26 protein-coding genes are annotated in these 24,228 nt (G+C 62.2%); 19 read left to right on the top strand and 7 right to left on the bottom strand.

Annotated features, from left to right (window positions below):
• Nucleotides 1-148: 148 nt before the first annotated feature.
• On the top strand, nt 149-3,196 hold the full coding sequence (locus V1279_RS23975) for an ATP-binding protein (protein WP_334440877.1): 3,048 nt from the start codon (nt 149-151) through the stop codon (nt 3,194-3,196).
• 8 nt (nt 3,197-3,204) lie between these two features.
• Here V1279_RS23975 and V1279_RS23970 read toward each other — a convergent pair whose 3' ends face one another.
• The gene (locus V1279_RS23970) at nt 3,205-3,921 is read right to left on the bottom strand and encodes a hypothetical protein (protein ID WP_334440874.1); all 717 of its coding nucleotides are present in this window, start codon (nt 3,919-3,921) and stop codon (nt 3,205-3,207) included.
• Nucleotides 3,922-4,255: 334 nt separating this feature from the next.
• Here V1279_RS23970 and V1279_RS23965 point away from each other — a divergent pair, with 334 nt between their 5' ends.
• From V1279_RS23965 to V1279_RS23940, 6 genes are all read left to right on the top strand, one after another.
• Entirely contained in the window at nt 4,256-5,308 is a 1,053-nt protein-coding gene (locus V1279_RS23965) for an alpha/beta fold hydrolase (RefSeq protein WP_334440871.1), read from the top strand.
• A gap of 42 nt (nt 5,309-5,350) precedes the next feature.
• Complete coding sequence (locus V1279_RS23960) at nt 5,351-6,016, top strand: VOC family protein (RefSeq protein WP_334440868.1); 666 nt, start codon at nt 5,351-5,353, stop codon at nt 6,014-6,016.
• 69 nt (nt 6,017-6,085) lie between these two features.
• The gene (locus tag V1279_RS23955) at nt 6,086-6,676 is read left to right on the top strand and encodes an NADPH-dependent FMN reductase (RefSeq protein ID WP_334440865.1); all 591 of its coding nucleotides are present in this window, start codon (nt 6,086-6,088) and stop codon (nt 6,674-6,676) included.
• Nucleotides 6,677-6,717: 41 nt separating this feature from the next.
• On the top strand, nt 6,718-7,428 hold the full coding sequence (locus V1279_RS23950; protein ID WP_334440862.1) for an SDR family NAD(P)-dependent oxidoreductase: 711 nt from the start codon (nt 6,718-6,720) through the stop codon (nt 7,426-7,428).
• 37 nt (nt 7,429-7,465) lie between these two features.
• On the top strand, nt 7,466-7,726 hold the full coding sequence (locus tag V1279_RS23945; protein WP_334440860.1) for a tautomerase family protein: 261 nt from the start codon (nt 7,466-7,468) through the stop codon (nt 7,724-7,726).
• A gap of 131 nt (nt 7,727-7,857) precedes the next feature.
• Entirely contained in the window at nt 7,858-8,148 is a 291-nt protein-coding gene (locus V1279_RS23940) for a hypothetical protein (RefSeq protein ID WP_334440858.1), read from the top strand.
• 386 nt (nt 8,149-8,534) lie between these two features.
• Here V1279_RS23940 and V1279_RS23935 read toward each other — a convergent pair whose 3' ends face one another.
• Nucleotides 8,535-9,338 carry an LLM class flavin-dependent oxidoreductase gene (locus tag V1279_RS23935; RefSeq protein WP_334440856.1) on the bottom strand — a complete coding sequence of 268 codons (804 nt, stop codon included), beginning with the start codon at nt 9,336-9,338 and terminating at the stop codon, nt 8,535-8,537.
• A complete protein-coding gene (locus tag V1279_RS23930) occupies nt 9,332-9,703 on the bottom strand; it encodes a hypothetical protein (RefSeq protein ID WP_334440854.1) in 372 nt (123 codons plus the stop codon). Before V1279_RS23930 ends, V1279_RS23935 begins: the two co-directional genes overlap by 7 nt.
• A 15-nt stretch (nt 9,704-9,718) precedes the next feature.
• Here V1279_RS23930 and V1279_RS23925 point away from each other — a divergent pair, with 15 nt between their 5' ends.
• From V1279_RS23925 to V1279_RS23915, 3 genes are all read left to right on the top strand, one after another.
• Complete coding sequence (locus tag V1279_RS23925; RefSeq protein WP_334440852.1) at nt 9,719-9,955, top strand: hypothetical protein; 237 nt, start codon at nt 9,719-9,721, stop codon at nt 9,953-9,955.
• 394 nt (nt 9,956-10,349) lie between these two features.
• Nucleotides 10,350-11,708 (top strand): SLC13 family permease, encoded by a 1,359-nt coding sequence (locus V1279_RS23920; protein ID WP_334440850.1) that lies wholly within the window; start codon nt 10,350-10,352, stop codon nt 11,706-11,708.
• On the top strand, nt 11,668-13,164 hold the full coding sequence (locus tag V1279_RS23915; RefSeq protein WP_334440847.1) for a glycerate kinase family protein: 1,497 nt from the start codon (nt 11,668-11,670) through the stop codon (nt 13,162-13,164). Before V1279_RS23920 ends, V1279_RS23915 begins: the two co-directional genes overlap by 41 nt.
• A 29-nt stretch (nt 13,165-13,193) precedes the next feature.
• On the opposite strand, the gene V1279_RS23910 is transcribed toward V1279_RS23915, so the two are convergent.
• Nucleotides 13,194-14,315 (bottom strand): S8 family serine peptidase, encoded by a 1,122-nt coding sequence (locus tag V1279_RS23910; protein WP_334440844.1) that lies wholly within the window; start codon nt 14,313-14,315, stop codon nt 13,194-13,196.
• A gap of 84 nt (nt 14,316-14,399) precedes the next feature.
• Between V1279_RS23910 and V1279_RS23905 the strand changes: the two genes are divergently transcribed.
• Nucleotides 14,400-14,600, top strand: coding sequence for a hypothetical protein (locus V1279_RS23905; RefSeq protein ID WP_334440841.1), 201 nt, complete (start codon nt 14,400-14,402; stop codon nt 14,598-14,600).
• A 474-nt stretch (nt 14,601-15,074) separates the two neighbouring features.
• On the opposite strand, the gene V1279_RS23900 is transcribed toward V1279_RS23905, so the two are convergent.
• Both V1279_RS23900 and V1279_RS23895 read right to left on the bottom strand, forming a co-directional pair.
• Nucleotides 15,075-15,932: an anti-sigma factor family protein gene (locus V1279_RS23900; RefSeq protein WP_334440838.1), complete on the bottom strand. Its 858-nt coding sequence runs from the start codon at nt 15,930-15,932 to the stop codon at nt 15,075-15,077.
• Complete coding sequence (locus V1279_RS23895) at nt 15,932-16,456, bottom strand: RNA polymerase sigma factor (protein ID WP_334440835.1); 525 nt, start codon at nt 16,454-16,456, stop codon at nt 15,932-15,934. Before V1279_RS23895 ends, V1279_RS23900 begins: the two co-directional genes overlap by 1 nt.
• 310 nt (nt 16,457-16,766) lie before the next feature.
• Between V1279_RS23895 and V1279_RS23890 the strand changes: the two genes are divergently transcribed.
• The 5 genes from V1279_RS23890 (at nt 16,767) to V1279_RS23870 (ending at nt 21,898) form a co-directional block, all read left to right on the top strand.
• A complete protein-coding gene (locus tag V1279_RS23890; RefSeq protein WP_334440832.1) occupies nt 16,767-17,918 on the top strand; it encodes a calcium-binding protein in 1,152 nt (383 codons plus the stop codon).
• 200 nt (nt 17,919-18,118) lie between these two features.
• Nucleotides 18,119-19,453, top strand: coding sequence for an efflux RND transporter periplasmic adaptor subunit (locus tag V1279_RS23885; protein WP_334440830.1), 1,335 nt, complete (start codon nt 18,119-18,121; stop codon nt 19,451-19,453).
• A 62-nt stretch (nt 19,454-19,515) separates the two neighbouring features.
• Nucleotides 19,516-20,211: an ABC transporter ATP-binding protein gene (locus tag V1279_RS23880; protein WP_334440828.1), complete on the top strand. Its 696-nt coding sequence runs from the start codon at nt 19,516-19,518 to the stop codon at nt 20,209-20,211.
• On the top strand, nt 20,201-21,412 hold the full coding sequence (locus tag V1279_RS23875) for an ABC transporter permease (protein ID WP_334440825.1): 1,212 nt from the start codon (nt 20,201-20,203) through the stop codon (nt 21,410-21,412). The genes V1279_RS23880 and V1279_RS23875 overlap by 11 nt, the downstream gene beginning before the upstream one ends.
• 162 nt (nt 21,413-21,574) lie before the next feature.
• Nucleotides 21,575-21,898 (top strand): hypothetical protein, encoded by a 324-nt coding sequence (locus V1279_RS23870; RefSeq protein WP_334440823.1) that lies wholly within the window; start codon nt 21,575-21,577, stop codon nt 21,896-21,898.
• A 70-nt stretch (nt 21,899-21,968) separates the two neighbouring features.
• Here the strand turns inward: V1279_RS23870 and V1279_RS23865 are convergent, their stop codons facing one another.
• Nucleotides 21,969-22,778 carry a DUF6065 family protein gene (locus tag V1279_RS23865; RefSeq protein WP_334440820.1) on the bottom strand — a complete coding sequence of 270 codons (810 nt, stop codon included), beginning with the start codon at nt 22,776-22,778 and terminating at the stop codon, nt 21,969-21,971.
• 317 nt (nt 22,779-23,095) lie between these two features.
• Here V1279_RS23865 and V1279_RS23860 point away from each other — a divergent pair, with 317 nt between their 5' ends.
• Genes V1279_RS23860 through V1279_RS23850 form a run of 3 tightly spaced genes read left to right on the top strand, consistent with a single transcriptional unit; the run spans nt 23,096 to nt 24,064 of the window.
• Entirely contained in the window at nt 23,096-23,323 is a 228-nt protein-coding gene (locus V1279_RS23860; RefSeq protein ID WP_334440818.1) for a hypothetical protein, read from the top strand.
• Nucleotides 23,324-23,359: 36 nt separating this feature from the next.
• On the top strand, nt 23,360-23,833 hold the full coding sequence (locus V1279_RS23855; RefSeq protein WP_334440814.1) for a helix-turn-helix domain-containing protein: 474 nt from the start codon (nt 23,360-23,362) through the stop codon (nt 23,831-23,833).
• Nucleotides 23,834-24,064 (top strand): TerB family tellurite resistance protein, encoded by a 231-nt coding sequence (locus V1279_RS23850; protein WP_442894909.1) that lies wholly within the window; start codon nt 23,834-23,836, stop codon nt 24,062-24,064.
• The last annotated feature ends 164 nt before the right edge of the window (nt 24,065-24,228 follow it).

Raw genomic sequence — 24,228 nt, 5'->3', positions numbered from 1 at the left:
ATTGTTGCGTCCGAACCCCGTGTGCGCGGACGATCCACGGCCGGGGTCAGGTGGCGAAACAGGGCAAAGTTGAAGATGGCAATTTGCCCGGATCAGGGGTTTTCGAAGCGCCTTATTCCTCCACTACGGTCTTTACACGTCGAAATAAGTGCGGCTACTTCTCGGACTGCAAAGCCTTCCGGATAACGATGTTGCAACGGCACAGATCGCGGATTTTCTGCAGTTCTTCTCAAAAAAGCTGGATGGCGGCGAACGCGGTACAGTAACTCTCGCCGGCCAGCTATCGACAAGGGTGAGCGCAGTGACCGGGCTTGAAACAACGAGCGCTTCTCGCGCGAGCCCGGTGAGGGCGCCGCACGATGCAGACATCGCCTCCTTCGGACCATTTTCCCTTCACGACAAGGCGCGGCTGCTTGAACGGGATGGAGTGCCAGTCAAGCTGGGTAGCCGCGCGCTGGATATCCTTTGGCTGTTGGTCAGCCGTGCTGGCGATGTCGTATCGAAGAATGAGCTGTTGGCTCACGCGTGGCCGGGCCTTGTCGTCGAAGAGATCAATTTGCGAGTGCATATCGCCGAGGTCCGCAAGGCGCTCGGTGACGGCAAGGAGGGCGCGCGGTACATCACGAACATACCAAGCCGCGGTTATTGCTTCGTCGCACCGGTGCAGCGCATCGCAGTCACGCCTCCGGCGGTTGCACTTTCTGTGCAGGCACCGGGCGTCCCCGAGACGCCTGCGCCTGTCCTGCCTCACCGCCTGGAGCGGATGATCGGAAGGGATGATGTTGTTCGGGAAGTGTCACAGCGTCTGGTAAGCGAACGCTTCATCACGCTCAGGGGGCCGGGTGGAATCGGCAAGACGACCGTTGCGATCGCGCTGGCCCATGAACTTTCGGCGCAGTTCGACGGTCAGGTTCGCTTTCTCGACTTCAGCATGGTTAAGGATGCGGGGCTTGTCGCGGGCACGATCGCCTGGGCCCTCGGGCTCGTGGTGCACCATTCTGATCCGACCGACAGCATTGTCGGCTACCTGCGCAGCCGTCGCTTGCTGCTGGTGCTCGACAGCTGCGAGCATGTTGTCGAGGCTATCGCCGGGATGGCGGAGCGCATCCACCAGCAGGCGCCCGGGGTCAGCATCCTCGTCACCAGCCGCGAGTCGCTGCTTGTGGAAGGCGAGCAGATCTTCGAGCTCGGTCCGCTTGAGGGGCCTCCGCAGGGTGCGGGGCTGAGCGCAAGCGAGATGTTGGCCTATCCGGCTGCGCGCCTGTTTACTGAACGGGCCGCCGCGGCGGGCCATCGCTCGGAAATTGCCAACGAAGACGCCGAGGTTCTCGCGGAAATATGCAGCAAGCTCGATGGCATTGCGCTGGCGATCGAGCTCGCCGCCGTACGGGTCGGCACGCATGGATTGCGCGAGATGGTGACGCTGCTCGACGGCCGACTTAAGCTGGAGTGGCGTGGCCGGCGGACGGCGCCTCCGCGCCAGCAAACTCTCGGTGCAACGCTGGACTGGAGCTATGGTCTGATCAGCGAGAGCGAGCGGATCCTTCTCCGTCGCCTTGCCATCTTTGCCGCCCCCTTCACGTTGCAGGGGGCGACCATGGTCGCAGGAGAGGAAGACGATCCGCCCGAGCGCATTGTGGACTCGTTGGAGCAACTCGTTGCCAAGTCGCTGGTTGCGGTGCGGCCTGACGGCGCCGTGATGCGCTATCGGCTTCTCGACACCACCAGGGCTTATGCGACGCAAAAGCTTGCCGACAGCGGTGAAGCCACGAGCATCGCGCGCCGGCATGCCCGCTATGTCCAGCACGCGCTGGAGACGACGGCGGCAGACGCGAAGGAGGGCGACCAGGCTGCGCGTTCGCGGTCTCGGACGCTGCTGCTTTCCGATGCACGTGTCGCGCTGAAGTGGGCTTTCGCCAATGACGAGGGCGCGGAATTGCGCGTGCCGCTGGCCGGTGCTTGCGCCAGGCTGTTCGTCGAGCTGAACCTGCTGGACGAAGGAGGCCTATGGTCGAGCCGCGCGCTTACGATGCTCGACGATTCGACCCGCGGCAGCGCATGGGAATTGGAACTGCAGGCAACACTAGGGCACGCTTACATGTTCACCGAGCGCAACAGCGATCAGGCTGAAGTGGCGCTGCGCCGCGGCCTGGAAATTGCCGAGGCACTTGGCGATCGTCCCAATAAATTCCGTCTGCTGGCGCGCTTGAATATGTTCTATCGGCGGACCGGTGACTTTCGCGAACTACTGCCGATTGCTTTTGAAGCCGAACGTGTTGCACGCGAGATCGGCGACAAGGCGGGGCTTGCAGGAGCGAAAGCGCTGGTTGGTGTTTCCTATCATTTGTTGGGTGATCAGGCTGCGGCGCAACTTCATCTGGCTGAAGGCGTTTCGGGCGCAGGTGCGCTCCGCAGCGCACAGCCAGGTCATTTTGCGTACGCGAGAACGCCGCAGATTCCGCTCGCGCGCGTGTTGTGGCTGCGCGGGTATCCTGATCAGGCGGTCGAATGTGTCCGCCCGCTCACTGGTGCGGCGGCACCGCAGGACGCGGTGATGCATTGCATAGCTCTGAGCTGGTCTGCGTCGCTCTATGGCTGGGTTGGCGATTGGTCCCTGGTCGAACAGATGGCCGGTCGCCTTTCGACTCACGCTGCCAGCCACGCGCTGGCACCCTACCAGGCGGTGGCCACCGGCTTTCGCGCGCAGACGATGATCGCGCGAGGTGAACTCAAGGAGGGGATCGAATCGCTGCAGGCCGCGCTGCCACGGCTGCACGCAGACCGTTACGAGCTGTATGCTTCCGCTTTCATTTCCGACCTGTCGCAGGGGTTGGCTGAACTGGGCCAATTGGCGGCGGGGCTGCGCATCTTGCACGAGGCGATCGCCCGCATCGAGCCGGCCGGCGAGGCTTTCGACGGACCGGAGCTTCTGCGCCTGCGCGGTGAACTCGAGGCGCGCGGCGGAGATTTGAAGGCGGCAGAAGCAAGCTTTGCGGCCTCGATTGCGCTGGCCGAGAAGCAGGATGCGTTGTCATGGCGGCTGCGAACGGAAACGTCGCTGGCCCGCTTTCGCCGCAAGCAACGCAAGGCAAAGCCGCTGGACGGACTGGCCGAGACTTACGCCCGCTTCACGGAAGGCTTCGAAACGGCTGACCTGAAGGCTGCACGCGAAGTGCTGGGCAAGGCTTCAAAGTAGCCGCTGCCTCAGCCGAAGCGGAAGTCGGAGAGGTCGATCGACACCATCAGCGTATCGAGCATCGGCTTCAGGTCGTCGCCGCGTAGATAGGCCCTGCGCCGGGTGGGAATCCAGATGCCTTCCACGTTCACGGGATCGGAGACGTACTGCGCCGCCGGGAAAGCGCCGGCAATATCCACGTGGTAGTCGTGCCGGCGGATGAGCATGTCCTCGCCGAAATAGAAGTCCTGTTCAGAGCTGTGGCTGGCGATCTCCGCAGGAAAGGTGGCCCTCAAGCCGCGCCAGGTTTCCGCTCCCTCGCGCCAAGGCTCGATTTCCTCGACCTTGAAACCGTCCATGGCGAGCAGGAACGGGGTGGTGAGGTAAGTCCAAAGCGCATATCCGTTGAAATAAGCGCGATGCAGCGGGTCCCAACTCGTTCGCAAGTCGTGCCGCGCAAACGAAGAGCGTGGATTTGATCGTTCGGCAACCACGCTGCCGTCGGCCGCAAGAATGGCGATGCGATCGGATGTGAAGTCGGTATGCCTGCCACTTCCGAACGGCGCAACCGAGGCCCATTGCCGATGAAGCTCGACCCGCATTGTTCGCGCGATGGGGTCCTGCGGGACACCCTTAAGTGCCCAAAGGTCGCCGCCGCTGACGATGATCGCGGTGAGCGTGTGGTGAGATTTCCAGCGGTCCAGGCCCCCATGGGCCTCGATTGCGTCGGTGAGCAGCGGAATCATGTCGGGTCCTTTCGGCGTTCGCCCTGACAGCTCGGACAATCGGGCAAAAGCCTCTAATTGGCCCGTTAGGTGTTGTTAATCGCTGTTGGAAAGGCACAGAGGGTAATAAAATCCTTTTGTCTCAATGCCTTGGCTGACCGCCGATGCTCGAGCTTTCGGGCCAGGCTGGGCGAACCATCGCGCCGGCATTGCCGGCACGCAATTTCCGTCGCTGCGAAGTGGCGATGACAACGTCTAACAACGCTTAACGAGCCAACATCCCTGATCCGGTGCATATCGCTTCCACACGAGGCCGATGTCTTTCGAGAGACGACGCCTCAACGGGAGCAAGACCATGCACAAGGACGCCAACCAGACTCGCCGCGAGTTCATCGGCGCAGCTACTGCTGCGCTCGCAACCGGCATTGGATTGACCGGCACCGCAGCCGCGCACCTGAGCCTGGCCGGGGTTACAGATGCGACGACACGGACGCTGGCGATCAGTGCGTCTCCTGAGCATCTGAAGCAGATCAATGCCGGCCTTCTGAACGTCGGATACACCGAAAGCGGACCCGTTAGCGGCCCAGCCGTCCTGCTGCTGCACGGCTGGCCCTACGATATCGACAGCTTTGCAGAAGTCGTGCCTCTCCTGACCGCCCAAGGTTATCGCGTCATCGTGCCCTATCTGCGCGGCTACGGCACGACCCGCTTTCTTTCAACCGAGACCTTTCGAAATGGTCAGCAATCGGCGCTTGCAGTCGACATCATCGCGCTGATGGACGCACTGAAGATCGAGAAGGCAGTCGTCGGAGGCTTCGACTGGGGCGCGCGCACCGCCAACATCATGGCTGCGCTCTGGCCGCAGCGTGTCAGCGCAATGGTCTCCGTCAGCGGCTACCTTATCGGCAACCAACAGGCCGGTAAGGTGCCGCTGCCGCCGAAGGCCGAGCTTGAGTGGTGGTATCAATATTATTTCGCCACCGAGCGCGGCCGCATCGGCTACGAAAAGCACCGCCGCGAGTTCGCGAAGCTGATCTGGAAGCTTGCATCGCCGAAGTGGAATTTCGACGATGCCACCTTCGAGCGCAGCGCGCAGGCCTTCGACAATCCCGATCACGTCGCGATCGTGATTCACAATTATCGCTGGCGGCTTGGATTGGCCGACGGCGAAGCGGCCTACGACGAACTCGAGGCGCAATTGGCCGAGGCACCGACGATCGGTGTGCCGACCATCACCATGGAAAGCGACGCCAACGGCGCGCCGCATCCAAATCCCGTCGTCTACGCGAAAAAATTCACTGGCAAGTACGAGCACCGGCACATCACCGGCGGCATCGGCCACAATCTCCCACAGGAGGCGCCGAGCGCGTTCGCACAGGCCATTCTCGACGTCGCCGCGCAGGTGTGATCGCGGCGTCCGTATTCACCAGGCACACAACAGGAGACAACCATGACAGTAGCAATCAACCCCGCCAAGGTCCGTTCGACGGACATGAAGTTCGAGATCGCCGTCATTCCGGTATCGGATGTTGCGCGCGCCAAGGAGTTCTACGCGAACCTTGGTTGGCGTTTTGATGCCGAGTTCACAAATGGCAGCGACTTCCACGTGATCCAGTTCACTCCGCCGGGCTCCGGCGCCTCGGTGATCTTCGGCAAGAACGTCACGCCGGCGAAGCCGGGCTCCGCCCAGGGCCTGTACCTGATCGTGTCCGACATCGAGGCCGCCCGGAAGGAGCTGCTTGCGCGCGGCGTCAAGGTTAGCGAGGTCTTCCACGCTGGCGACAACGTCCACACCGGCACCGACGAGCCCTACCTGTTCGGAAGCGTCCGGATCAGCGGCCCGGATCCGCAGCACCGTACCTACCACTCGTTCGCGTCGTTCAGCGATCCGGACGGCAATGGCTGGGTGCTGCAGGAAGTCACCAACCGCCTGCCTGGCCGGGTCGAAGGCGACACGACCTTCAAGTCGGTCTCCGACCTCGCGGCGACGCTTCGCCGTGCGGCGGCAGCCCACGGCGAGCATGAGAAGCTGACAGGCGAGCACGACGTGAACTGGCCGGACTGGTACGCCGAGTACATCGTCAACGAGCAGGCCGGCAAGCCGCTGCCGAAGTAACCATCATCATGTGCGGTCCGCCGGCGTCGGCGAACCGCACCTTCACAAGCCAGCTGCGGAGTAACGCCCATGAGCAACCGAATCCTCGTCTTCTACGGCTCCTATCGCTCCGACCGGACGGGTATCCGGCTTGCCGAATACGTTGTCGACCAGCTGCGCCGCCGAGGTGACGACGCCGAGCTGATCGACGCCAAGGCGATCAACCTTCCGATTCTCGACCGCATGTACAAGGAGTACCCAAAGGGCCAGGCGCCCGCGGCGCTCGAGCAGCTGGCGCAGAAGATCAAGGCGGCGGACGGATTCATCTTCGTCACCGGCGAATACAACTGGGGCGTCCAGCCCGGTCTGAAGAACCTCACCGACCACTTCCTCGAGGAGTGGTTCTGGCGGCCCGCCGCGATTGTCAGCTATTCGGCCGGGCGTCTGTCAGGAGCGCGCGCCGCCACCGCCTGGCACGGCACGTTGTCCGAAATGGGCATGGTGGTGATCTCGAGCACGATCGCCGTTGGACCGATCGGTCAGGCCCTGTCGGCCGACGGTCAGCCGACCGGGGAGGGCGGCAAGGCGCTCGAGCAGTCCTTCCCGCGCTTTGCCGACGACCTGACGTGGTGGGTCGAGGCCGGCAAGGCGCAGCGAAACCGCAAGCAACCACCGTATTGAACGTAAGAAAGCCGTCCATTCAAAACACAACGGAGGATATCATGAGTACTCAACAGAAGGTCGTCATCGTCACGGGCGCGAGCCAAGGCATCGGTGCGGAACTCATCAAGGCATTTCGCGATCACAATTACCGCGTGATCGCGAACTCGCGCTCGATCAAGCCGTCATTGGACGCGGACGTGCTGAACATCGCCGGTGACATTGCCGATCCAGCGACGGCGGATCGCATCGTTTCGGAAGGGCTCGCTCGCTTTGGGCGCATTGACACCCTCATCAACAATGCGGGTATCTTCATCTCTAAGCCCTTCGCCGATTACACGGAGGAGGATTATACGGCCATCGTTGCAATCAATCTTGGTGGTTTTTTCCGTCTCACGAAGCGCGTGGCCGCCGAAATGTTGAAGCAAGGTTCAGGGCACATTGTGCAGATCACGACCACCCTGGTTGATCATCCCAACAGCAGCGTGCCTGCAGGCCTTGCCGCAATGACCAAGGGTGGCCTCAATGCCGCAACACGGTCGCTCGCGATTGAGTACGCTTCGCGCAAGATCAGGGTCAACGCTGTCTCGCCGGGTATCATCAAGACGCCGATGCATGCGGCGGAAACGCACGAGTTCCTGTCGAAGCTGCATCCGGTCGGCAGGATGGGAGAGCCGCGGGACATCGTCGACGCCGTACTGTACCTGGAGAACGCGCCTTTCGTCACCGGCGAGATTCTGCACGTCGACGGCGGTCAGAGCGCCGGTCATTAGCATACCTAACCGGCAAAGCTGCCAAGAGGACATTATCATGCCTATCGTGACTATACAGGTTACACGTGAGGGCACGCTCAGCGGATTCGAATCGCTTACTGCGACTGAAAAAGCCGCTCTGATCAAGGGCGCAAGTCAGCTGCTGCTCGATGTGCTCAACAAGCCTCTGGAAGCGACATTCGTGGTCATCGACGAAATCGATCCAGGCAATTGGGGCTGGGGAGGGCTTCCTGTCCTGGAGTATCGCAGAAAGCTCGCAATTGAGCATCGGCAGCCACACGAAGAGCCCGAACGGTAATGCTGGTCGACACCGTATTCGGTGAGCCGGATACTAAAATGCAGGAGGCGAACCGTTCCTGCCTGAAGCGCGTGATTGGAGAACAAATCGCTGCTCGTGACGGCTGTGTGCGAGCCTGCTAGGGTAGGAAGATGCAGGATTTTCGCGATTATCTACGAGCCTACCTGGCCCATGTCCGGAGACATGGCTGGATGAAGGCTTTGGGAGTCGCCCTGCTCTGGGTGGCTGGCATGTTCGTTCCGGCCGGAGCACGAACCTTCGTTCAGTTGCCGGACTGGCTTGCGTTCTCGTGGATGCTTGGCTGGGCGATTGGCGGCTACATTCTTGCACCATACGGAATGTGGAAGCAGCAGCGCTCCGGAGCCCTGGAGCCCGCCCGTGACTTGATAAAGCGAGACCCACGCGCTGAAGGAAAGCCATAGTCGGTCAATTCATGTTCCCTGGAAGAGCGACTCCTGCGAGGCTACGCTAGTTAGTATACGATGGGATCCGGCTGCTCGCTTTGCGCCTGAAATTGAGGGATGTAAGGGCAGTCTATGCCGATAGAAGGGTCGTCGGGGTTCGATTAACGGATAGCGCTTATTGCGAAGGTTTGATGGCGATGATCATACCTCGCATGGGCGGCCGCTCGACCCAACCCGGCCGTCCTTCCGAATTGCCCGGCAGCACAAAATCACGGCCCTATCCATTGGAATTCGATCACTGAAATCCGCTTCAGTCAAAAGACAATCGGCTAACGACTGCTTCTGGCGGCAAAGCGGAACTCCAGGAAGCCTGACATTGCGCGCTGCGAAAAAGGATGAATTTTCTAGGCAATCCTTGCGGCGCTGGCGATGAGTTCGAAGGAGCGCAGCCGAGTTGCGTGATCGTAGACATCGGAGACGACCATGAGTTCGTCGGCGCCTGTTTCCGTAATGAGCGCATCGATGCCCGAACGAACCGTATCGGGCGAGCCAACGATAGAGCGAGCGAGCATGCCCATCGCCTGCGCTTTTTCCGCAGGCGACCAGTAGCTTTCAATGTCGTCGATCGGCGGCTGGCTAAGGCCGCGCGCGCCGCGGAAGATGTTCGCAAAGGACATCTGCTGCGTCGTCGCCAGCCTGCGCGCTTCGTCATCGCTGCCGGCGGCGATGATGTTGACGCCTACCATCGCGTAGGGATGGTCAAGCTGCTCGGACGGCTTGAAGCGGCTGCGGTAGATCTGCAGCGCAGGGACGAGCAGTTCGGGCGCGAAATGCGAGGCGAAGGCATAGGGAAGCCCGAGTTCAGCCGCCAGCATCGCGCCAAAATTGCTCGATCCCAGAATCCACAACGGCACTTCCGTTCCTGCCGCCGGCACGGCCCGGATGCGCTGATTTGGACCGGCTGGAGCCAGGAAGGCCTGCACCTCAAGAACGTCTTGCGGGAAGTTTTCGGCGGCCTCAGGCGTGCGGCGCAAAGCGCGCAGTGTGAGTTGGTCAGTCCCGGGTGCGCGGCCCAGCCCAAGGTCAATGCGGCCTGGAAACAGTCGGGCCAGCGTCCCGAATTGCTCGGCGATGACGTAGGGTGCATGATTGGGGAGCATGATGCCGCCCGCGCCGCGAGGTGGCGCGCCGACGATGCCCGTCACCATTTCTCGACCCACGGTCTAAGCACGACTTCGAACGCCCAGGTCGACCGATGCTGGCGATGCAGTTGCAGATAGGTTTCGGCGATATGGTCTGGGTCGGCCATGTTGTCGTCGACAGTCGTTCCCGTCAGCCGGTGCGCGCGGGTGCCGTCCACCTGAGTCCAGCCGATGGCGGCATCGATCGGGACATTCGCGACATGGATACCCTGCGGCATCAGTTCTCTTGCCATATTCTGCGCGAGTCCCGACTTGGCGTGACATGCCATTGCAAAGGCACCGCTCGATGGGAAGCCTTTGAGCGCTGCGCTGGCGTTCGTGAAGATGATCGTTCCTTTGGCTCCGTTGGCATCGAGTTCGTTTCCGAGCATGAGCCGAGCCGCCTGTTGACCTACGAGAAACGCGCTGAACGCCGCGTTTCGAAGTGTTTCGAGCGCCAAAAGGTCGTCAACACTACGCCTAGCGCGAACATCGCCTCATGCGACACGGTGGCGGCCAGCCAAACACCGGCGGCGGCGTTCATCATCTGCCAGAAACCGAGCAGCGCCGAGGCCGCACCGGCGTTCTCGCCGAACGGAGAGAGCGCCTGGGCAGTGCCGAGCGGACTGACAAGCCCATGCTGAGGAGGAACACGCTCATCGCGCAGAGAAACGGCAAGAAAGTCGGGCTGAACAGCGAGGCACCCCCTATGCGATCGCGGATGGCGTTGATGAGCGCACCCACCATCTTATCCACGCCGCCCGGTCGATGCGGTGTGCTGGCAAGCGCTTCCATAGAGGTGGGCCGGCAATACTGAAAGGCCGGGAGTCCCTTGAGCATCCGCCGCGATCTCCTGGTCTGCCGGTCAAGTCCGCTAACGGGTGCCTTGAGCGACGCGATGTCAATCCGGGAATAATCCCCAACGCCATCCGTTGTCGTTGCATGGCCCATGAACAAACTGTGTCGGTCGGTAAAAAAATTGTCCGAGAGCCGACAGCGGCGGCTGGCGGCTCAAGCCCGTGGTCGGTGATAGCTATCATGGCCGCGTTCGCCGCGGTCGCGGTCATCGCGGTGGAGTTGACTTATCCGGCCGAGGCACGCTTCGTGCTGGTCGTGTTTGCGCTCGCGATCGTGGGATGGACTCTGCTCAAAATCGACGACACCGTAGTCGCGCTCGCAGCCGTGGCGGCGCTCCTTCTCGGCGGCGCCGTCCCCCTCGCCACCATCCCGGTGACGCTGACAAACCCGCTGATCGGACTCCTGGTCGGAGCCTTCGTGATCGCAACCGCACTTACGCGATCGGGACTCGCGGAACGCGCGGTGATCGCCACGATTGGCAATGTCCGATCGGTCACGCGCCTGTTCCATCGGCTCGCCCTCTTGATCGTGGCAACCGCTTTCGTCGTTCCCTCGACGACCGGTCGCGCTGTGTTGTTCCTGCCGGTGTTCCTGACGCTCGCCGCTTCGATCCGGGATGTACAGATCGTGCGTGCACTCGCGCTTCTTATCCCGAGTGTCGTTCTGCTCTCGGCATGCGCTTCGCTTACTGGCGCGGGCGCGCATCTGGTCGCCGCCGAGTTCATCACGCGGTCCGGCGGAGCGCCCATCGATTACGCACGCTGGACCGTGCTGGGCTTGCCGTTCGCGGTCGCGAGCAGCTTCGTGGCAACGAGTGTGATCCTTGGGCTCTTCCTCGACCGCGAGACGCGCATGACAGCGCCCAAGCTGCCAAGCATTTCGCGAGATCCGCTCCGCTCGCGGCAGCGCGCGGTAGCAACGATCGTCGCCGTCATGCTGGTCGCGCTCCTCGGCGCGACGGCCGTCGGAATCGAGCCTGCTCTTGTCGCTTTGATGGCGGCCACACTGCTCGTGATCGGACCTTCCCGCGCGCTCACGCCCGTCACGGCCTTGAAAGCGATCGAATGGAAGCTGTTGGTGTTCCTGATTGCTACCATGCTGATGGGCGACGCGTTGATCGCCTCCGACGCCGCGCGCCTGGTTGCGGCGGATCTTGTAACGAGCGTCGACCGGCAGGCATTCGGCAACCCACTCGCGGTCGCCACATTTGTCTCCGCGATCGCACTTTGCGCACATCTGGTCGTGACGTCGCGGACAGCACGGGCGGTTGTTCTCATTCCGATGCTCGCGCTGCCGCTCGCCGGGTTCGGATACGATCCGGCCGCGCTCATTCTGCTCGTCGCAGTCGGAACCGGCTTCTGCCAGACGCTGCCAGTAAGCGCGAAAGCGGTCGCGCTCTACGCCACGCTGAAGCAGCCGACCTATGCGCCGAAGGATTTGTTGCTCCTCTCAGCTGTGCTCTTGCCGATTCACCTCATTCTGTTGGTGGCGTTCGCGCTTGTCGTCTGGCCGCTTCTCGGCATCTCGTTGCAACCATGATCATCGGCCGCACCACGTGGCAATCAGCAGTGCTCTTCCATGCACCGGAATAATCCTGGATCCCATCCGTTATCCCCGCACGCTCTTCTGCCGCCCCGCAACGGAGGACAAGATGGCCCTTACCGTTCTGATCGCTCCCTCGGGCTTCAAGGAATGCCTGAGCGCTACCGAGGTCGCCGAGGCCATGGCAGCGGGCGTACGGCGTACGCTGCCCGATGCTCGGGTGCTCCCCACGCCGATGATCGACGGCGGCGAAGGCTTCACGGCGGCGCTGGCCGCGGCGACGAACGGCACGCTCGAACAGGTCACGGTCACTGGTCCGGTCAACGTGCCGGTGAGCGCGCCGATCGGCTTTCTTGGCGGCGCCGGGCCTAAAACGGCCGTGATCGAGATTGCGGCGGCGGCCGGCCTGCGGCTGGTGCCGCGCGAAGTGCGCGATCCGGCGGTAACGACGAGCCGTGGCGTCGGCGAACTGATCCGCGCGGCGCTCGATGCCGGCGCCGAGCACATCCTGGTCGGGTGCGGGGACAGCGGCGTCAACGACGGCGGCGCCGGCATGGCGGAAGCGCTCGGCATCCGTCTACTTGACACGAACAACAAGCCGATCGGTTGCGGCGGCGGCGCGCTGGCGCGGCTTGCCTCCATTGACCTGTCGAATCGAGACCCGCGCCTTGACCGCGTGCAGATTGAGGCGGCGGTCAACTGGCACAACGTGTTGCTTGGTGAACATGGCGTGACGCGTGTTTATGGTCCGCAGAAAGGTGCGACGCCCGTACAGATTATGATGCTCGAGGCGACGCTTGGGAACTATGCCGCCTGCGTCCGCGCCGCAACCGGCGTCGATGTCACGACGGTGGCTGGCGGCGGAGCGTCCGGAGGCATTGGAGCGGGGTTGCATGCGCTCCTCGGCGCGGTGCTGCGTCCGCGCTTCGACATGGTCATGCAGTACACCAACTTCGACGCCCTGTTGGCCGAGACCGATCTCGTGCTCACCGGCGAGGGCACTCTCGATAGCCAAACGCCGTTCGGCAAGGTGCCGGCGGAGGTCGCGCGGCGCGCGAAGGCACGCGGCCTTCCAGTGATCGCCCTTGCCGGTTCAATCGGCGAAGGCGCCAAGATCAATCTCGATTGCGGTATCGACGCGTTCGCGAGCATCCAGATGCGGCCCTGGACGCTCGACGAGGCGTTGGCGTCGGCGTCTGATCTGCTCCGCCACGCGACCGAAGATACGATTCGCATGGTCCTGGTCGGCATGCGCTTGCGTGACCCCGCGGGCCGCCATGGCCACCGCTTGCGGACGGTCGTCATGGACCTCGACGCCGCCCGACGCCGCCCGCTCATCTCGTCGGACACTGTAGCGCCGCCGACGGGGTTATCAGGAGCTATTCATCTTCAGAGCCCACAGGATGCGGAGCATGGCAGATCTTGCGGGGCTGCGTCGTTTCCAGCGCGGTGATTGTTGTCGCAACTTGTGTGCGGCAAGTTTCATCGTGTCGCACTCGTTGCGGAGCGGCATGCGGAGCCAAACTGCACGAGGCCGTCTCCGTAGACGCTGTCCTTTCCGGGTTCGCCGAGATCGATCGCCTGGCTGCTGAGTGCCGCGACCCGGGCTTCCGCGGCGGGCGCGGAATCGAGATCGTCGGCGGGTGGGCCTGCAGCGTCGGCGCGCCGGGCCTGTTTTCCCACGTGAGCCAGCGCCAGCCGCGCGGCGACGAACGGTGCGGCGAAGGAGGTGCCGGTGTGCTGTCGCAGCTTCCCGTCGCCATCGCGAAGAGCCAGATCGACGCCGGGAGCGGCAAGTCGGATATGCGGTCCACGAACCGCTCGCTTGTAGACGACGAGATTCCTGTCAACCGCGGTTGCCGCGATCGCCCATGGATAAGCTGCAGGATAACGCGGTTTGACGGCGGCGCCGTCATTGCCGCTCGCGGCGACCACGATGACGCCTCGCGCCTGCGCACGCTTTCCCTCCGCGTCCAAAACCTCGTTTGACGATCCCGCCAGGCTCAGATTGATGACCGCGACGCCGCGCTCCACCAAAGCGTCCATCGCGGAGACCAGATCGAACGTGTCGATCTGGTCTGTGCCGTTTTGCGAATGGAACGCGTCGACCGCTACAATCCGGGCCTTCGGCGTTAATCCCGAGAAGACGCCGTCGCCAAGCAAGAGCGTCGCGATCGCCGTTCCGTGGCGTTTGCTCGACGCCTGTCGGTCGGGCGAGCGCTGCGTAATCACCTCTAGTCGCTTGCTCGCCAGCCCTGTGTGGTCCGCATCGATACCCGTATCCACCAGCCCGATGGCACCCAGGTCACCGCAGTTTTCCAGCGAACGCCAGCCTACGGTCTCCAATGGATTGAGGAACGCGTTGCGCAGCGTTGACCGGCCGCCCTGCATCCAAAATCGCTGGCGATATAAGGTGTTCTCATCGACAGGCCGTCCCGGTGCGATCTCACGCAATGATGCGAGCGCGCGTTGTTTGGAAATCCGGCCCGGCGCTGCGACCCGCAGCAACAAACCCCGGCCGCCGCTCAGCGAGCGTTCGGCGATGACGCGAAACCCGCGGTCGCGCAGTGTCTGGGCTTGAGTAGCCTCGATTTCGGACAGCACATATTCAGGCGCATTCGCACGCGCCCTCGCGGCGCGGCGCGGTCTTGCATCCCACGGCAACCGAAAGCCGCGAAACAGCGAGAAGTGTCTACCTCTTCCGCCAGGGGTCCATTGGCTGCCGATCGGGGGGCCTCCGCCAGCGCCGGCCCCGCCACCACCATCGCCGCCACCACCGCCGCCACCACCGCCGCCGCCACCATCACCGCCACCATCGTCAGCGAATGCGGGCGGGAACAGTGCAAGGTGTGTTGGGGACTGGCCGACAACGGCGAAGCCCAGAAATAGACCGACGACGGTCGCGAATGAACGGCAGGCAGTCACGGTTCTCATGGGGGGATCACTAGAATTGTTGCACTGCGTGGTTGACACGTAACAGCTCCCTTGTGCGCGCTTGCGCTAGGTGGCGCGCGCCAGCTCGCGATCATACGGCGACTTTTTCTGTCACATTCGCTATCCTTGGTGATACGTTGACTTGCGCCTTCGTCGCCGTACAACAACGGAGGATGCTGCCCGCCTATTCCCGCCCGGCGTAAAAAAAGCGCGGAGCGATCCGAAACGAAGCGCTTCACGTCAGCTGGTTGGCAGGGGCTTAACGTTCACGGAGCGGATGAGTTCCGGTGGCGTTCGGTCGCCGTGCGCAGAACACTTCGGCTTGCGTCTACCATCTGACGACGTTGGGCGACGGTGCGCCCAACGGCCGCAATCCATAACGGCTGTGCGACGGTCTCTATTGCAGGAGCCGCATCATCAAGGGTGCAGCTAAGGCTGTACGAGAACCTTGCGCTCCGCGTCGCCGGTCAGGATTTCCTTGCTCCCGAGCGCTTCGATGAAATGATCCGCCGTCTCCTGGCCACTCGCTGGCGAGAAACCTCCACTCGATGGCGAAACCACGACGAGATGGACACGCCACGCGCGTTCCCGCAGGCAGGCGACCCGCGTCTGCTGCGTGCCGACGATCGCCGTCGTGAATTCGCGACAGATGGAGCCGTCTTCCATCCGATGCGTGGATACCATGGTGATGTCGGCCGTCGCCGTTCCCGAGTTGCTTGGGACTTGCCGCGACTCGCCGCTCGCGAGTTGGAACAGCAACTCCGCTTCAGCAGGCGATACAGCAATGCTGTTGAGCGGCACATTGTTCGCGAACGTGTTGTCGGGCTGTCGAAGCGCGCTGAGTGCAAAGCCCAGCACGCCTCCGGCACAAAGTGCGATTGAGGCGGCCAAAGCCATGGCCTTGAAGCGATCGGACCGACGCAAACTGCCCGAGGTTTGTTCGCGCCATGCGCTGGCGGGCCTGATGACACCGTTTTTTCCGGCACGGTCGTCGGCTTCGTTGGTTGCGGATGTTTCAGGCGGCGGAACGGAGCCGTGCTGGGCGCCTCGGCCAAAGCCCGACAATGCATTCCCGAGCCTGCGGGCCATGCCGACAAGATGTTCGGGCACGTCATCGTCGGCGCGGCTGGACGTTCCGGACAAGAGCGCCCGCGATTCCGCGAATGATGCAAATCGCGCAGCAAGATCGTTGTCGCGGCCAAGCGCCTCGCGCACGCGGGCCGCCTCCGCGGGTTCAAGTTCACCGTCGGCCAGGGCCATCAGGGTTTCGTCGGTGATCGCGGTCATCAGGACTTATTCGCGTTGTGACGGGCTTCGATGAATTGATCGAAATCGAGTCCGGCTGACAGAGCAAGCCTGGCGCGTGCCAGACGGCTCATCACTGTCCCGATCGGAGTTTTGAGGCGTTGGGCAGTCTCTCGATAACTCAACTCCTCAACACAAACGGACTGAACAACGGCCTGCTGATCACTCGGCAGCGACGCGAGAAACGCCTTGACGTCCGCAAGCACAATACGGCTTTCAGCCACGGCTCTGCCATCGGAACCGGAAAGGTGCTCCGCATCCTCAAGCGCCGTCTGCGCACCCTCGATTTTCCGGCGCCGGATCTGATCGATCCAGAGATTCTTCATGATTCTGAACAGCCATGCGTCCAGCCGTGTGCCCGGCTCCCACAGCGCTTGGGCGCGCAGCGCGCGCTCAAGCGTAGCTTGTACAAGATCGTCTGCCTCATCGGCTCGCCCGGTCAGCGAGCGCGCGAATCGACGCAGACGAGGTAGCAAGCCCACAAGTTCGTCACCGAAGCCGCTCATTCTTCATGTCTCGACGTCGACGGCATAACTCATTCCTCACGTCTCGACGTCGAGGGCCGTAGTCGTAAAGAAATAACGTGGCGCGCTCTCGCATATTCCGAAAGCTATCATCTTTTTTTATGTATCCGCTAACAGCAACATCCTGGAGATCATCTCAGGATGGCCTGAGCCGTGCAAGCCCTTTCGGTTCATCCGGGAATAAGCACTGCGGGCTTCCGTTTAGCTTCGGGTGGCGCAGGAGCGGATCTAACCGTTTCTTGTTGGAGCCGCGCGAAAAGGCCGCATCGCGGCTGAACAACGGGAGTGGTCCATGCAGATCAATGGAACTGACTTTGACGATCGGCTGCGCGGCACGGGTCTGGCCGATACGATCTTCGGCTTCAAGGGCAACGACATTCTGGAAGGATTCGACGGCAACGATACGTTGAATGGTGGAGAAGGCACCGACATTCTGTATGGCGACGGCGGTGACGATCGGCTTTACGGCGACAAGGACAATGACGAGCTGTTCGGTGGAGCCGGAAATGACGTCCTTGATGGCGGCGAAGGCAACGATCTGTTCGAAGGCGAGGATGGAAACGATGCGCTGGCCGCAGGCAAGGGCGAGGACACCCTCTATGGTGGCATCGGCGGCGACAGACTGGACGGCGGCGAAGACAACGACGAGCTGTTTGGCGGCGATGGCAATGACGTCCTGCTTGGCGGCAAGGGGCAGGACTTCGTCTTTGGCGGCAGCGGAGCCGATACGCTCTATGGCGGGGAGGACGCCGATCTGGTCGAAGGCGGCGACGCGAACGATATCCTTTATGGAGAGGACGGCCAGGACGAAATGTACGGCGGTCTCGGTGACGACCGTCTCGACGGTGACAAGGACGCCGATCGGCTGTACGGCGGTGACGGCGTCGACATCGTTTCCGGAGGTTCGGGCGACGACCTGGTCGCGGGCGGATCCGGCAACGACCGTCTGTTCGGCGGCGAAGACAGCGACTGGCTGATCGGCGATGCCGGAAACGACCAGCTTATCGGCGATAGCGGCAACGATCGGCTTGACGGCGGTATCGGAGCCGACAACCTCACCGGCGGCATCGGCAGCGACGTGCTGATCGGCGGGCTAGGCGGTGATATCCTGACCGGCGGAGCCGATCAGGACTCGTTCGTGTTATCGAACATGGCTGCGAACCGCGACACGATCACCGATTTTGGGATCGGTACCGACGAACTGCAGATCGAAGCGGCCATGTTCGGCGGCGGAATTAGCGGCGGCAATTCGCTCGACGCAAGCCAGCTCGTCGTATCTTCAGTACCTGTCGCGACGAGTTCCGGCCTCGGGACATTCCTGTTTGATACCGATGACGGCAGGTTGAGCTGGGATGCCGATGGCGCCGGCGACCAGAGCGCCCAGTGGATCGCAACGCTACAGGGTGTTCAGACTCTCAGCGTTAACGACTTCCTCATCGTCTGAGTCTGCCTCGGGCAGGAAGCACGGTTATCCCTGCTTCCTGCATCCGCGGGTCCGCGAGGTGCCGCATTTCCCATCCGTCTTGATGCACGCGACGGCGTGGCAAGTGAACGACCTTGGCGGAGCAAAATGCTGGAATAAGCTGCCAAGACGTTCGTTGAAGGCGTTGAGGTTCACTTCGAACGCCCGACGGAGCAGCGCTGATGTGGCAAATTCCAAAGCTCAACCAGCTTCGCTCGGCCTGGACCGGCTCTCGACGCGCGGTCGCCGAATGGAGTCTCGCCGAGCTGCAGCCTCGAAGCAGAAGGCGCAGTATTGCAACCGGGCTGGCGGGGATCGCCATTGTTGCGGCCGCGATCGTGATTGGCTTCAGCGAAGGCGATGGGTCTCCGCCGATCGACACACCGTTCGTCGTACAGGCCGCCTTCCGCGGGGATCTTGAGGTCAAGGTTTCTGCAACCGGGACCGTGGAACCGGTCAGAATCGTGGAAGTTTCGACCGAACTGTCCGGGACGATCGGGGATATCGCTGTCGACTACAACGACAGGGTAAAGGCCGGGCAACTCCTGGCGACGCTCGACGATGCCGTGCCCGCAAGGCAGCTCACGCGCGCCCGAGCCGCGCACGGTCTTGCCGAAGCGCGGTTGCGTGAAGGACGCATTAATCTCGCGCTTGCCGAAAGCGAACGGAACCGGAAGCAGCGGCTCGCGGAGCGGCAAGCCATCAGCGAGCGCGAACTGGAGGTGGCGGTCGGCGCTTTCACGAAGGCGACAGCCCAGGTCGAGATATTTGAAGCAGAACTCAGGATCGCTGCCGCGGAGGTCGATCTCGCGGCGTCGAATCTCGACAAGACGCGGATCGTCGCACCCGTCGACGGCGTGGTGCTTCGGCGCAACGTCGAACGTGGCCAGGTGATCGCAGCCTCGTTCCAGTCGCCGGTGCTGTTTCGTATTGCAGCCGACCTCAAGCACATGCAGGTCAAGGTCGATGTCGATGAAGCCGATGCTCTCGCCGTGCGGCCGGGACAGCCTGCCGTGTTCAAGGGCCAAGCCTTGCGCGATCGCGCCATCCCGGCTGTTGTCGAAAAAATCTATCTTGGTCCCGAGGTCGTGCAGGGCGTCGTTACCTACAAGGCGATTCTTGGCTTCGACAATGACGAGCTTCAGCTCAAGCCCGGCATGACGACCACAACGGACCTCACGGTCGCACAGCGCCGCAACGTGCTGCTGGTGCCAAACGCTGCGCTGCGATTCGTGCCGCCGACCCAGGTGCCTCCGCAGAGCGTGCCTGGAGCGATCGCTCACGCGATGAATGCTGCGACCTCACCTCATCCGGCCATCGCAGCGGCGCCCGCAACGGCGCGCGCCGCTGATTCCCCTCTGGCCGGCCGTCGGCAAATCTACAAGCTGGTTCGCGGCGTGCTCACATCCGTTCACGTGCGGATTGGCGAGACCGACGGCACGCACAGCGAAATCCTCGATGGCGACATTGCAGCAGGCGATAGCATCGTCATCGACACAGCGGCGGTTCAGCCATGAGCTCCGGCGCTGCCGAAAGCAGGGCGAGAGAGCGCACCGCAAATGGCACTATCGAGCCCCTGATGCTGTTGGAGAATGTTGCGCGCATTCACGGCCGCGGACCTGCTTCGGTGACCGCCCTCGCAGGTGTTGATCTGTCGATCGCACCGGGCGAGTTCGTCGCGGTTGTCGGGCCCAGCGGCTCCGGCAAGTCGACGTTTCTCAACATCATCGGCTGTCTCGATACACCATCCAGCGGACGTTATCATTTCAAGGGGATCGATACCGGCGCGCTCGACGCCACGCGTCGGGCGCTCTTGCGGCGAAGCAGCATCGGATTCGTGTTCCAGCGGTTCAATCTCATCAAGCGCACCAGCGCTCTGGACAATGTCGAGCTGCCGCTGCTGTACCAAGGCGTTCCGCGCCGGGTGCGCCGCGAGGCCGCCGCAGCGGCCCTGATCTCGGTCGGCCTGTCCGGGCGCCAGCACCACACCCCGGACCAACTCTCCGGCGGCCAACAGCAACGCGTCGCGATCGCGCGCGCCCTGGTCGTCCGGCCCGACCTGCTGATCGCCGACGAGCCGACAGGCGCGCTCGACAGCACGACAGGTGCCGAAATCAAGCAACTGCTGAAACACCTCAATCGCGAAGAGGGCACCACGATTGTCATGGTGACACATGACCCCTCGATCGCCGCGTATGCGCGTCGCACCATTCGCTTCGCCGACGGCCGCATCCGTCAAAGACACTTCGATGGAGAGTGCAGTCATGACCTATGAGATCCTGCGCTTGGCTGTTTCTGCCTTGCAGCGCAATGTCCTGCGCTCGGCGCTGGCCGCGCTCGGCATTGTTATCGGCGTGAGTGCCGTGGTCGGGATGGTGACGATCGGGCGCGGGAGCAATGCCAAGGTGAAGGAACAGATTGATCAACTCGGCATGCAGTTGCTGTCGCTCCGCATCGGCCAGGATACTCGCGGTGGCAAGGGCGCGCAGATTGAGGCGAAGCCATTCACATACGCCGACGTTGACGCGATCCGCCAGTTTCGCAGTGCACTGCAGGCGGTCGCGCCCATCGCTTCGCAACCGGTTCGCGTCGTTTTGCGACAGGCAAACTGGGTCGCCAGTATCACAGGTGCAGACAACGATTTTTTTATCGCCAAGCGATGGGGCCTCGCCGCGGGCCGGCTTTTCTCCGGTCACGAAATTCAGGCCGGCAAGAATGTTTGCATTGTCGGAGCGACCATCCATGAACGGATGTTCGGCGGCAGTGCCGCAGTTGGCGAAACCATTCGCGTCAAGACGTTGCCTTGCGAAGTGATCGGAGTGCTTCGAAAGCGAGGGCAGTCGGGGCTGTCGCAGGACGACGACAACATCGTGGTCATGCCGCTCACCGGTTATCAGCGCAGGATTCAGGGCACCATGGATATCCAGTCAGTCAATGTCCTGGTCCGGCATGACGTCGATACCTCGCACATGAAAGAGCGGATCGAGGAATTGATGCGCGAACGTCGCGGCATTGCCCCCGGGCAGGCCGACAACTTCCATGTGCTCGAGATGCGCCAGGTCGCTGAGGCGATGGCGGGCACGTCGCGGACACTGACCGCGTTGCTGACCGCCATCGCAGCGATCAGCCTGCTGGTGGGCGGCATAGGAATCATGAACATCATGCTGGTCTCGGTCGCTGACAGGACCGCAGAAATCGGAATCCGCCTCGCAATCGGGGCGCTGCCGCGCCAGATCAAGGCGGAAGTGCTTGCCGAAGGGGTTCTGCTGGCAGTCGGAGGCGGGCTGGCCGGCATCTTTGCCGGGCTGGCTCTTGCATGGGCTGCGCGCCTTTGGCTTCGGATCCCGCTCGTCGTGGATCCCGCAACCGTCGTCGTCGCGGTGGCCGCATCTTGCGCGATCGGACTGCTGTTCAGTTACATGCCGGCTGCGAGGGCTGCGCAGCTTGACCCGATCGAAGCGTTGTCCCGCGAATAGTCGGACGTTGCCGCGCCGAGGGGCCAGGGGCGGCTCGTCATGTTGCCGGTTGATGGCTGCCTGCACGCAATAAGACACGCAGAAAGGGCCCGGAAGCCCGGGCCCTTTCCGTTGTTGGCGTCGACTGGCCGAACCTGGCCAAGACCCGCTTAGCGCGAGCTGTTGGAGCTTGAGTTCGACGAGCTGTTCGAGTTGGAGTTCGAAGAGCTGTTGGAGCTGGAGTTCGACGAGCTGTTGGAGCTGGTGTTCGACGAGCTGTTGGAGCTCGAGTTCGACGAACTGTTGCCGGCCAGAATGATCTGGCCCCGCTCGGCCTTCACGGCTTTGACCGCGGTGTCGAACGGTACGCCGACGGCAGCCTGCGCGCCGGTCGTCCCGAGCGCCAGGACGATCGCACTGGCGGTGAAGATAGCTTCTCGTTTCATGGCAAGATCCTCTTTTCCTTGGTTGCGATACGGGGCCGATTTATTCTCGACCCCAGAATGAAACGAAGCGCGACGAGAGCTTATTCCGAATGCCGCCGAAGTTCCGGCGCCTCGTCAGTGTCGCCATCGCCTCATCGCCTCGCACGTGCAAACTTTCGATACCATCCCTCGGAGGCCTGGGTGTTCCGCAGAATCTGCTGGCGCTCGCGCTGCTCAACGGCGGTCTCCGCCGCAACGACGGGCACGAGGCGCTCGCGCGAGGCACCTTCCTTGCGTAGTTCGAGGTCCGCCTCACCACGCTTGAATGGAATGACCTGCACCAGCGGCGTACCCTTCTCGATGACGTGGACCCCATCGGACCCGGTCGCGATGAAGGGAAAGTTGATCAGCGACGCATAGGTGTCGGTATCGACAACGCCGGCCAGGATCTCGACGGGAAGGTTATGCCGGTTGAGTGGTGCGACGAACAGGCAGCTCCAGCCTGGCGGCGTCTTGATCGTCCAGTAGTTGTGAAATTTCATGGGCGGTCTGTCTGCGAGCGGGTGTCCGGCGATCTGGTAGCTGCCGTGATTGCTCACCATCACCCGGTCGAACTCCCAGCCGGCATCAACCTTGCGGCCTTGCTCGCTGATTTGCAGACGCACTGTCGCAGCGATCGGCAGGACAAAGCCAAGCGTCATTGCATCGAGAAAAGGCATGCATCGCTTGATGGTCAGGCCGTTGTTAGTGGCCGAAAGCACCGATTGGTCGACAGGCGGAATGCGTCGAAACCAGTCCGGCAGCGCCGCCTTGGCCGGCGCAGGCTCGGCAATAACGCCGGAGTCGTCCGGCTGGCACAGAAATTTGATCGAGCTGTCTTTGTTAACCCGCAGCTCGGACTCTGTCTGTGGGTAGGATCCGGTGTCGGGTTCCGGCGTACGGCGTTTGGAACGGAATAGCATCGGGGGCTCCTCATAAGCGTGGCCACGCGGGAATAACGTGATCGCTGGTCCGTTATTCCGCGTTCCTTTGGTCAACGAAGCCCCACTCGCTTTCTGCGTTGGCCTGCACAGCCACGCGGAATCAGAAGTGCTCGGGGCCTCACTCAAGATCTTGCTGGGGGGAGGGCCCCTAGCGAGACGGCATTGCTCGTCCCGCGATTGAACAGACTCGTGCTCAACATTGGGCGTTCAGCCGATCGAGACTCCCGCCGGAAGTCTCGATCTAGAATCGGTGCAATCGTTAATCCGCCGAGTACCAGGCAAAGATCGTATTCAAGATGCTCGACAGCGGCGAAATGGAGTTAGCTCTCAAGCCTGATAGCAAAGGTGCATACACTGAGACGAAACCGAGCGTCGCCACGCTCAGGGTTTTGTTCTATGTGGTCGCCGGCAAGCAGCTCGACACCGTACCGAGCGAAGCGGTATCGTGGAGATCGGCAGCTCGACCAGTTGCCCTAAAGGGCAATATCAATCTGACATTTGTCGATGCAGTGTTTCCGTTGTGAGCCGTTAATGGCGCGTTCGCAATTGGGTTGCTGCAAATGTTCAATTGTAACGGCACTCCATCCGTGGTCCTCACGCTTGGCAAGCGGGCGGGCAAGCCAAACCACGAACTGGTCGAGCAGGCTGAGAGATTTGCCTTGGCCAACCTTCAAACTCCGCTCGATATTCCAACACTCTGTCGAGCGCTGGCCGTCAGCGAGCGAACCCTGCGCAAAGCTTTTCAGAAGATTCGGGGCCTGCCGCCCTGTCGACGCCTGCGGATGTTGAGGTTATCGGGAGCAAGGCGGGCGTTGCTGTTGGCCCGTGGTCGTTTTGTGACCGTCACCGAAATCGCGACCTCATTTGGCTTCGTTGAGCTTGGGCGCTTTTCCGTTGAGTACCGGAAAATATTTGGTGAAAGTCCTTCGGAAACGCTTGGTCGGCGTTCCGCAACCGACCGGTGCCGCCGCAGCGCCTCGCACGATCGCGTGGGGACCGCTGGGTCTGATTTTAGCGAAATGTCGTCTTTCTAGATTGCGAGAGATCACGGGTCGTGGGAGATAGTTTACGCTGACGGGAAGCCAAATGAATTTGAAGCGAGTACCATTTGGCGTGCGGCGGATCTGTTAGGAGTGTTATCGCGACAACGTGTCGCGCTCCGTCAACTGGTGTTGGCTGACAATGCGCCCTTTACCGCGGGTGTCGGGGGCTTCAGGCGCGAGCCGATCTGCAACTCTGAGCCAATAGAATCAAAGACGCATTGATGATTTGCGGCTTCACCAGAAGGCAATTCTTGATAGCGGCCGTGGTTTCATTTCTGAGCCACGATGACCTTCAGTTTCTCGATTCATTTCGAAACATTAATTCTCTAGCCAGCATCGTGTAATGCGAGAGCCCGTATCGGCAGCGGCATTGGCGCGCGCAACTG

This window comes from Bradyrhizobium sp. AZCC 1610, from assembly GCF_036924515.1.
Taxonomy (GTDB): domain Bacteria; phylum Pseudomonadota; class Alphaproteobacteria; order Rhizobiales; family Xanthobacteraceae; genus Bradyrhizobium.
Note: the sequence above shows the minus strand (reverse complement) of the source record. Positions and strands in the feature narration are given on the sequence as shown.

What these genes read in the sequence shown, in the direction of transcription:
- V1279_RS23970 (WP_334440874.1), bottom strand. Translation starts at nt 3,921, where the DNA reads ATGATTCCGCTGCTCACCGACGCAATCGAGGCCCATGGGGGCCTGGAC.
- V1279_RS23965 (WP_334440871.1), top strand. Translation starts at nt 4,256, where the DNA reads ATGCACAAGGACGCCAACCAGACTCGCCGCGAGTTCATCGGCGCAGCT.
- V1279_RS23960 (WP_334440868.1), top strand. Translation starts at nt 5,351, where the DNA reads ATGACAGTAGCAATCAACCCCGCCAAGGTCCGTTCGACGGACATGAAG.
- V1279_RS23955 (WP_334440865.1), top strand. Translation starts at nt 6,086, where the DNA reads ATGAGCAACCGAATCCTCGTCTTCTACGGCTCCTATCGCTCCGACCGG.
- V1279_RS23950 (WP_334440862.1), top strand. Translation starts at nt 6,718, where the DNA reads ATGAGTACTCAACAGAAGGTCGTCATCGTCACGGGCGCGAGCCAAGGC.
- V1279_RS23945 (WP_334440860.1), top strand. Translation starts at nt 7,466, where the DNA reads ATGCCTATCGTGACTATACAGGTTACACGTGAGGGCACGCTCAGCGGA.
- V1279_RS23940 (WP_334440858.1), top strand. Translation starts at nt 7,858, where the DNA reads ATGCAGGATTTTCGCGATTATCTACGAGCCTACCTGGCCCATGTCCGG.
- V1279_RS23935 (WP_334440856.1), bottom strand. Translation starts at nt 9,338, where the DNA reads ATGGTGACGGGCATCGTCGGCGCGCCACCTCGCGGCGCGGGCGGCATC.
- V1279_RS23930 (WP_334440854.1), bottom strand. Translation starts at nt 9,703, where the DNA reads ATGCTCGGAAACGAACTCGATGCCAACGGAGCCAAAGGAACGATCATC.
- V1279_RS23920 (WP_334440850.1), top strand. Translation starts at nt 10,350, where the DNA reads ATGGCCGCGTTCGCCGCGGTCGCGGTCATCGCGGTGGAGTTGACTTAT.
- V1279_RS23900 (WP_334440838.1), bottom strand. Translation starts at nt 15,932, where the DNA reads ATGACCGCGATCACCGACGAAACCCTGATGGCCCTGGCCGACGGTGAA.
- V1279_RS23895 (WP_334440835.1), bottom strand. Translation starts at nt 16,456, where the DNA reads ATGAGCGGCTTCGGTGACGAACTTGTGGGCTTGCTACCTCGTCTGCGT.
- V1279_RS23890 (WP_334440832.1), top strand. Translation starts at nt 16,767, where the DNA reads ATGCAGATCAATGGAACTGACTTTGACGATCGGCTGCGCGGCACGGGT.
- V1279_RS23885 (WP_334440830.1), top strand. Translation starts at nt 18,119, where the DNA reads ATGTGGCAAATTCCAAAGCTCAACCAGCTTCGCTCGGCCTGGACCGGC.
- V1279_RS23880 (WP_334440828.1), top strand. Translation starts at nt 19,516, where the DNA reads ATGCTGTTGGAGAATGTTGCGCGCATTCACGGCCGCGGACCTGCTTCG.
- V1279_RS23875 (WP_334440825.1), top strand. Translation starts at nt 20,201, where the DNA reads ATGACCTATGAGATCCTGCGCTTGGCTGTTTCTGCCTTGCAGCGCAAT.
- V1279_RS23865 (WP_334440820.1), bottom strand. Translation starts at nt 22,778, where the DNA reads ATGCTATTCCGTTCCAAACGCCGTACGCCGGAACCCGACACCGGATCC.
- V1279_RS23860 (WP_334440818.1), top strand. Translation starts at nt 23,096, where the DNA reads ATGCTCGACAGCGGCGAAATGGAGTTAGCTCTCAAGCCTGATAGCAAA.
- V1279_RS23855 (WP_334440814.1), top strand. Translation starts at nt 23,360, where the DNA reads ATGTTCAATTGTAACGGCACTCCATCCGTGGTCCTCACGCTTGGCAAG.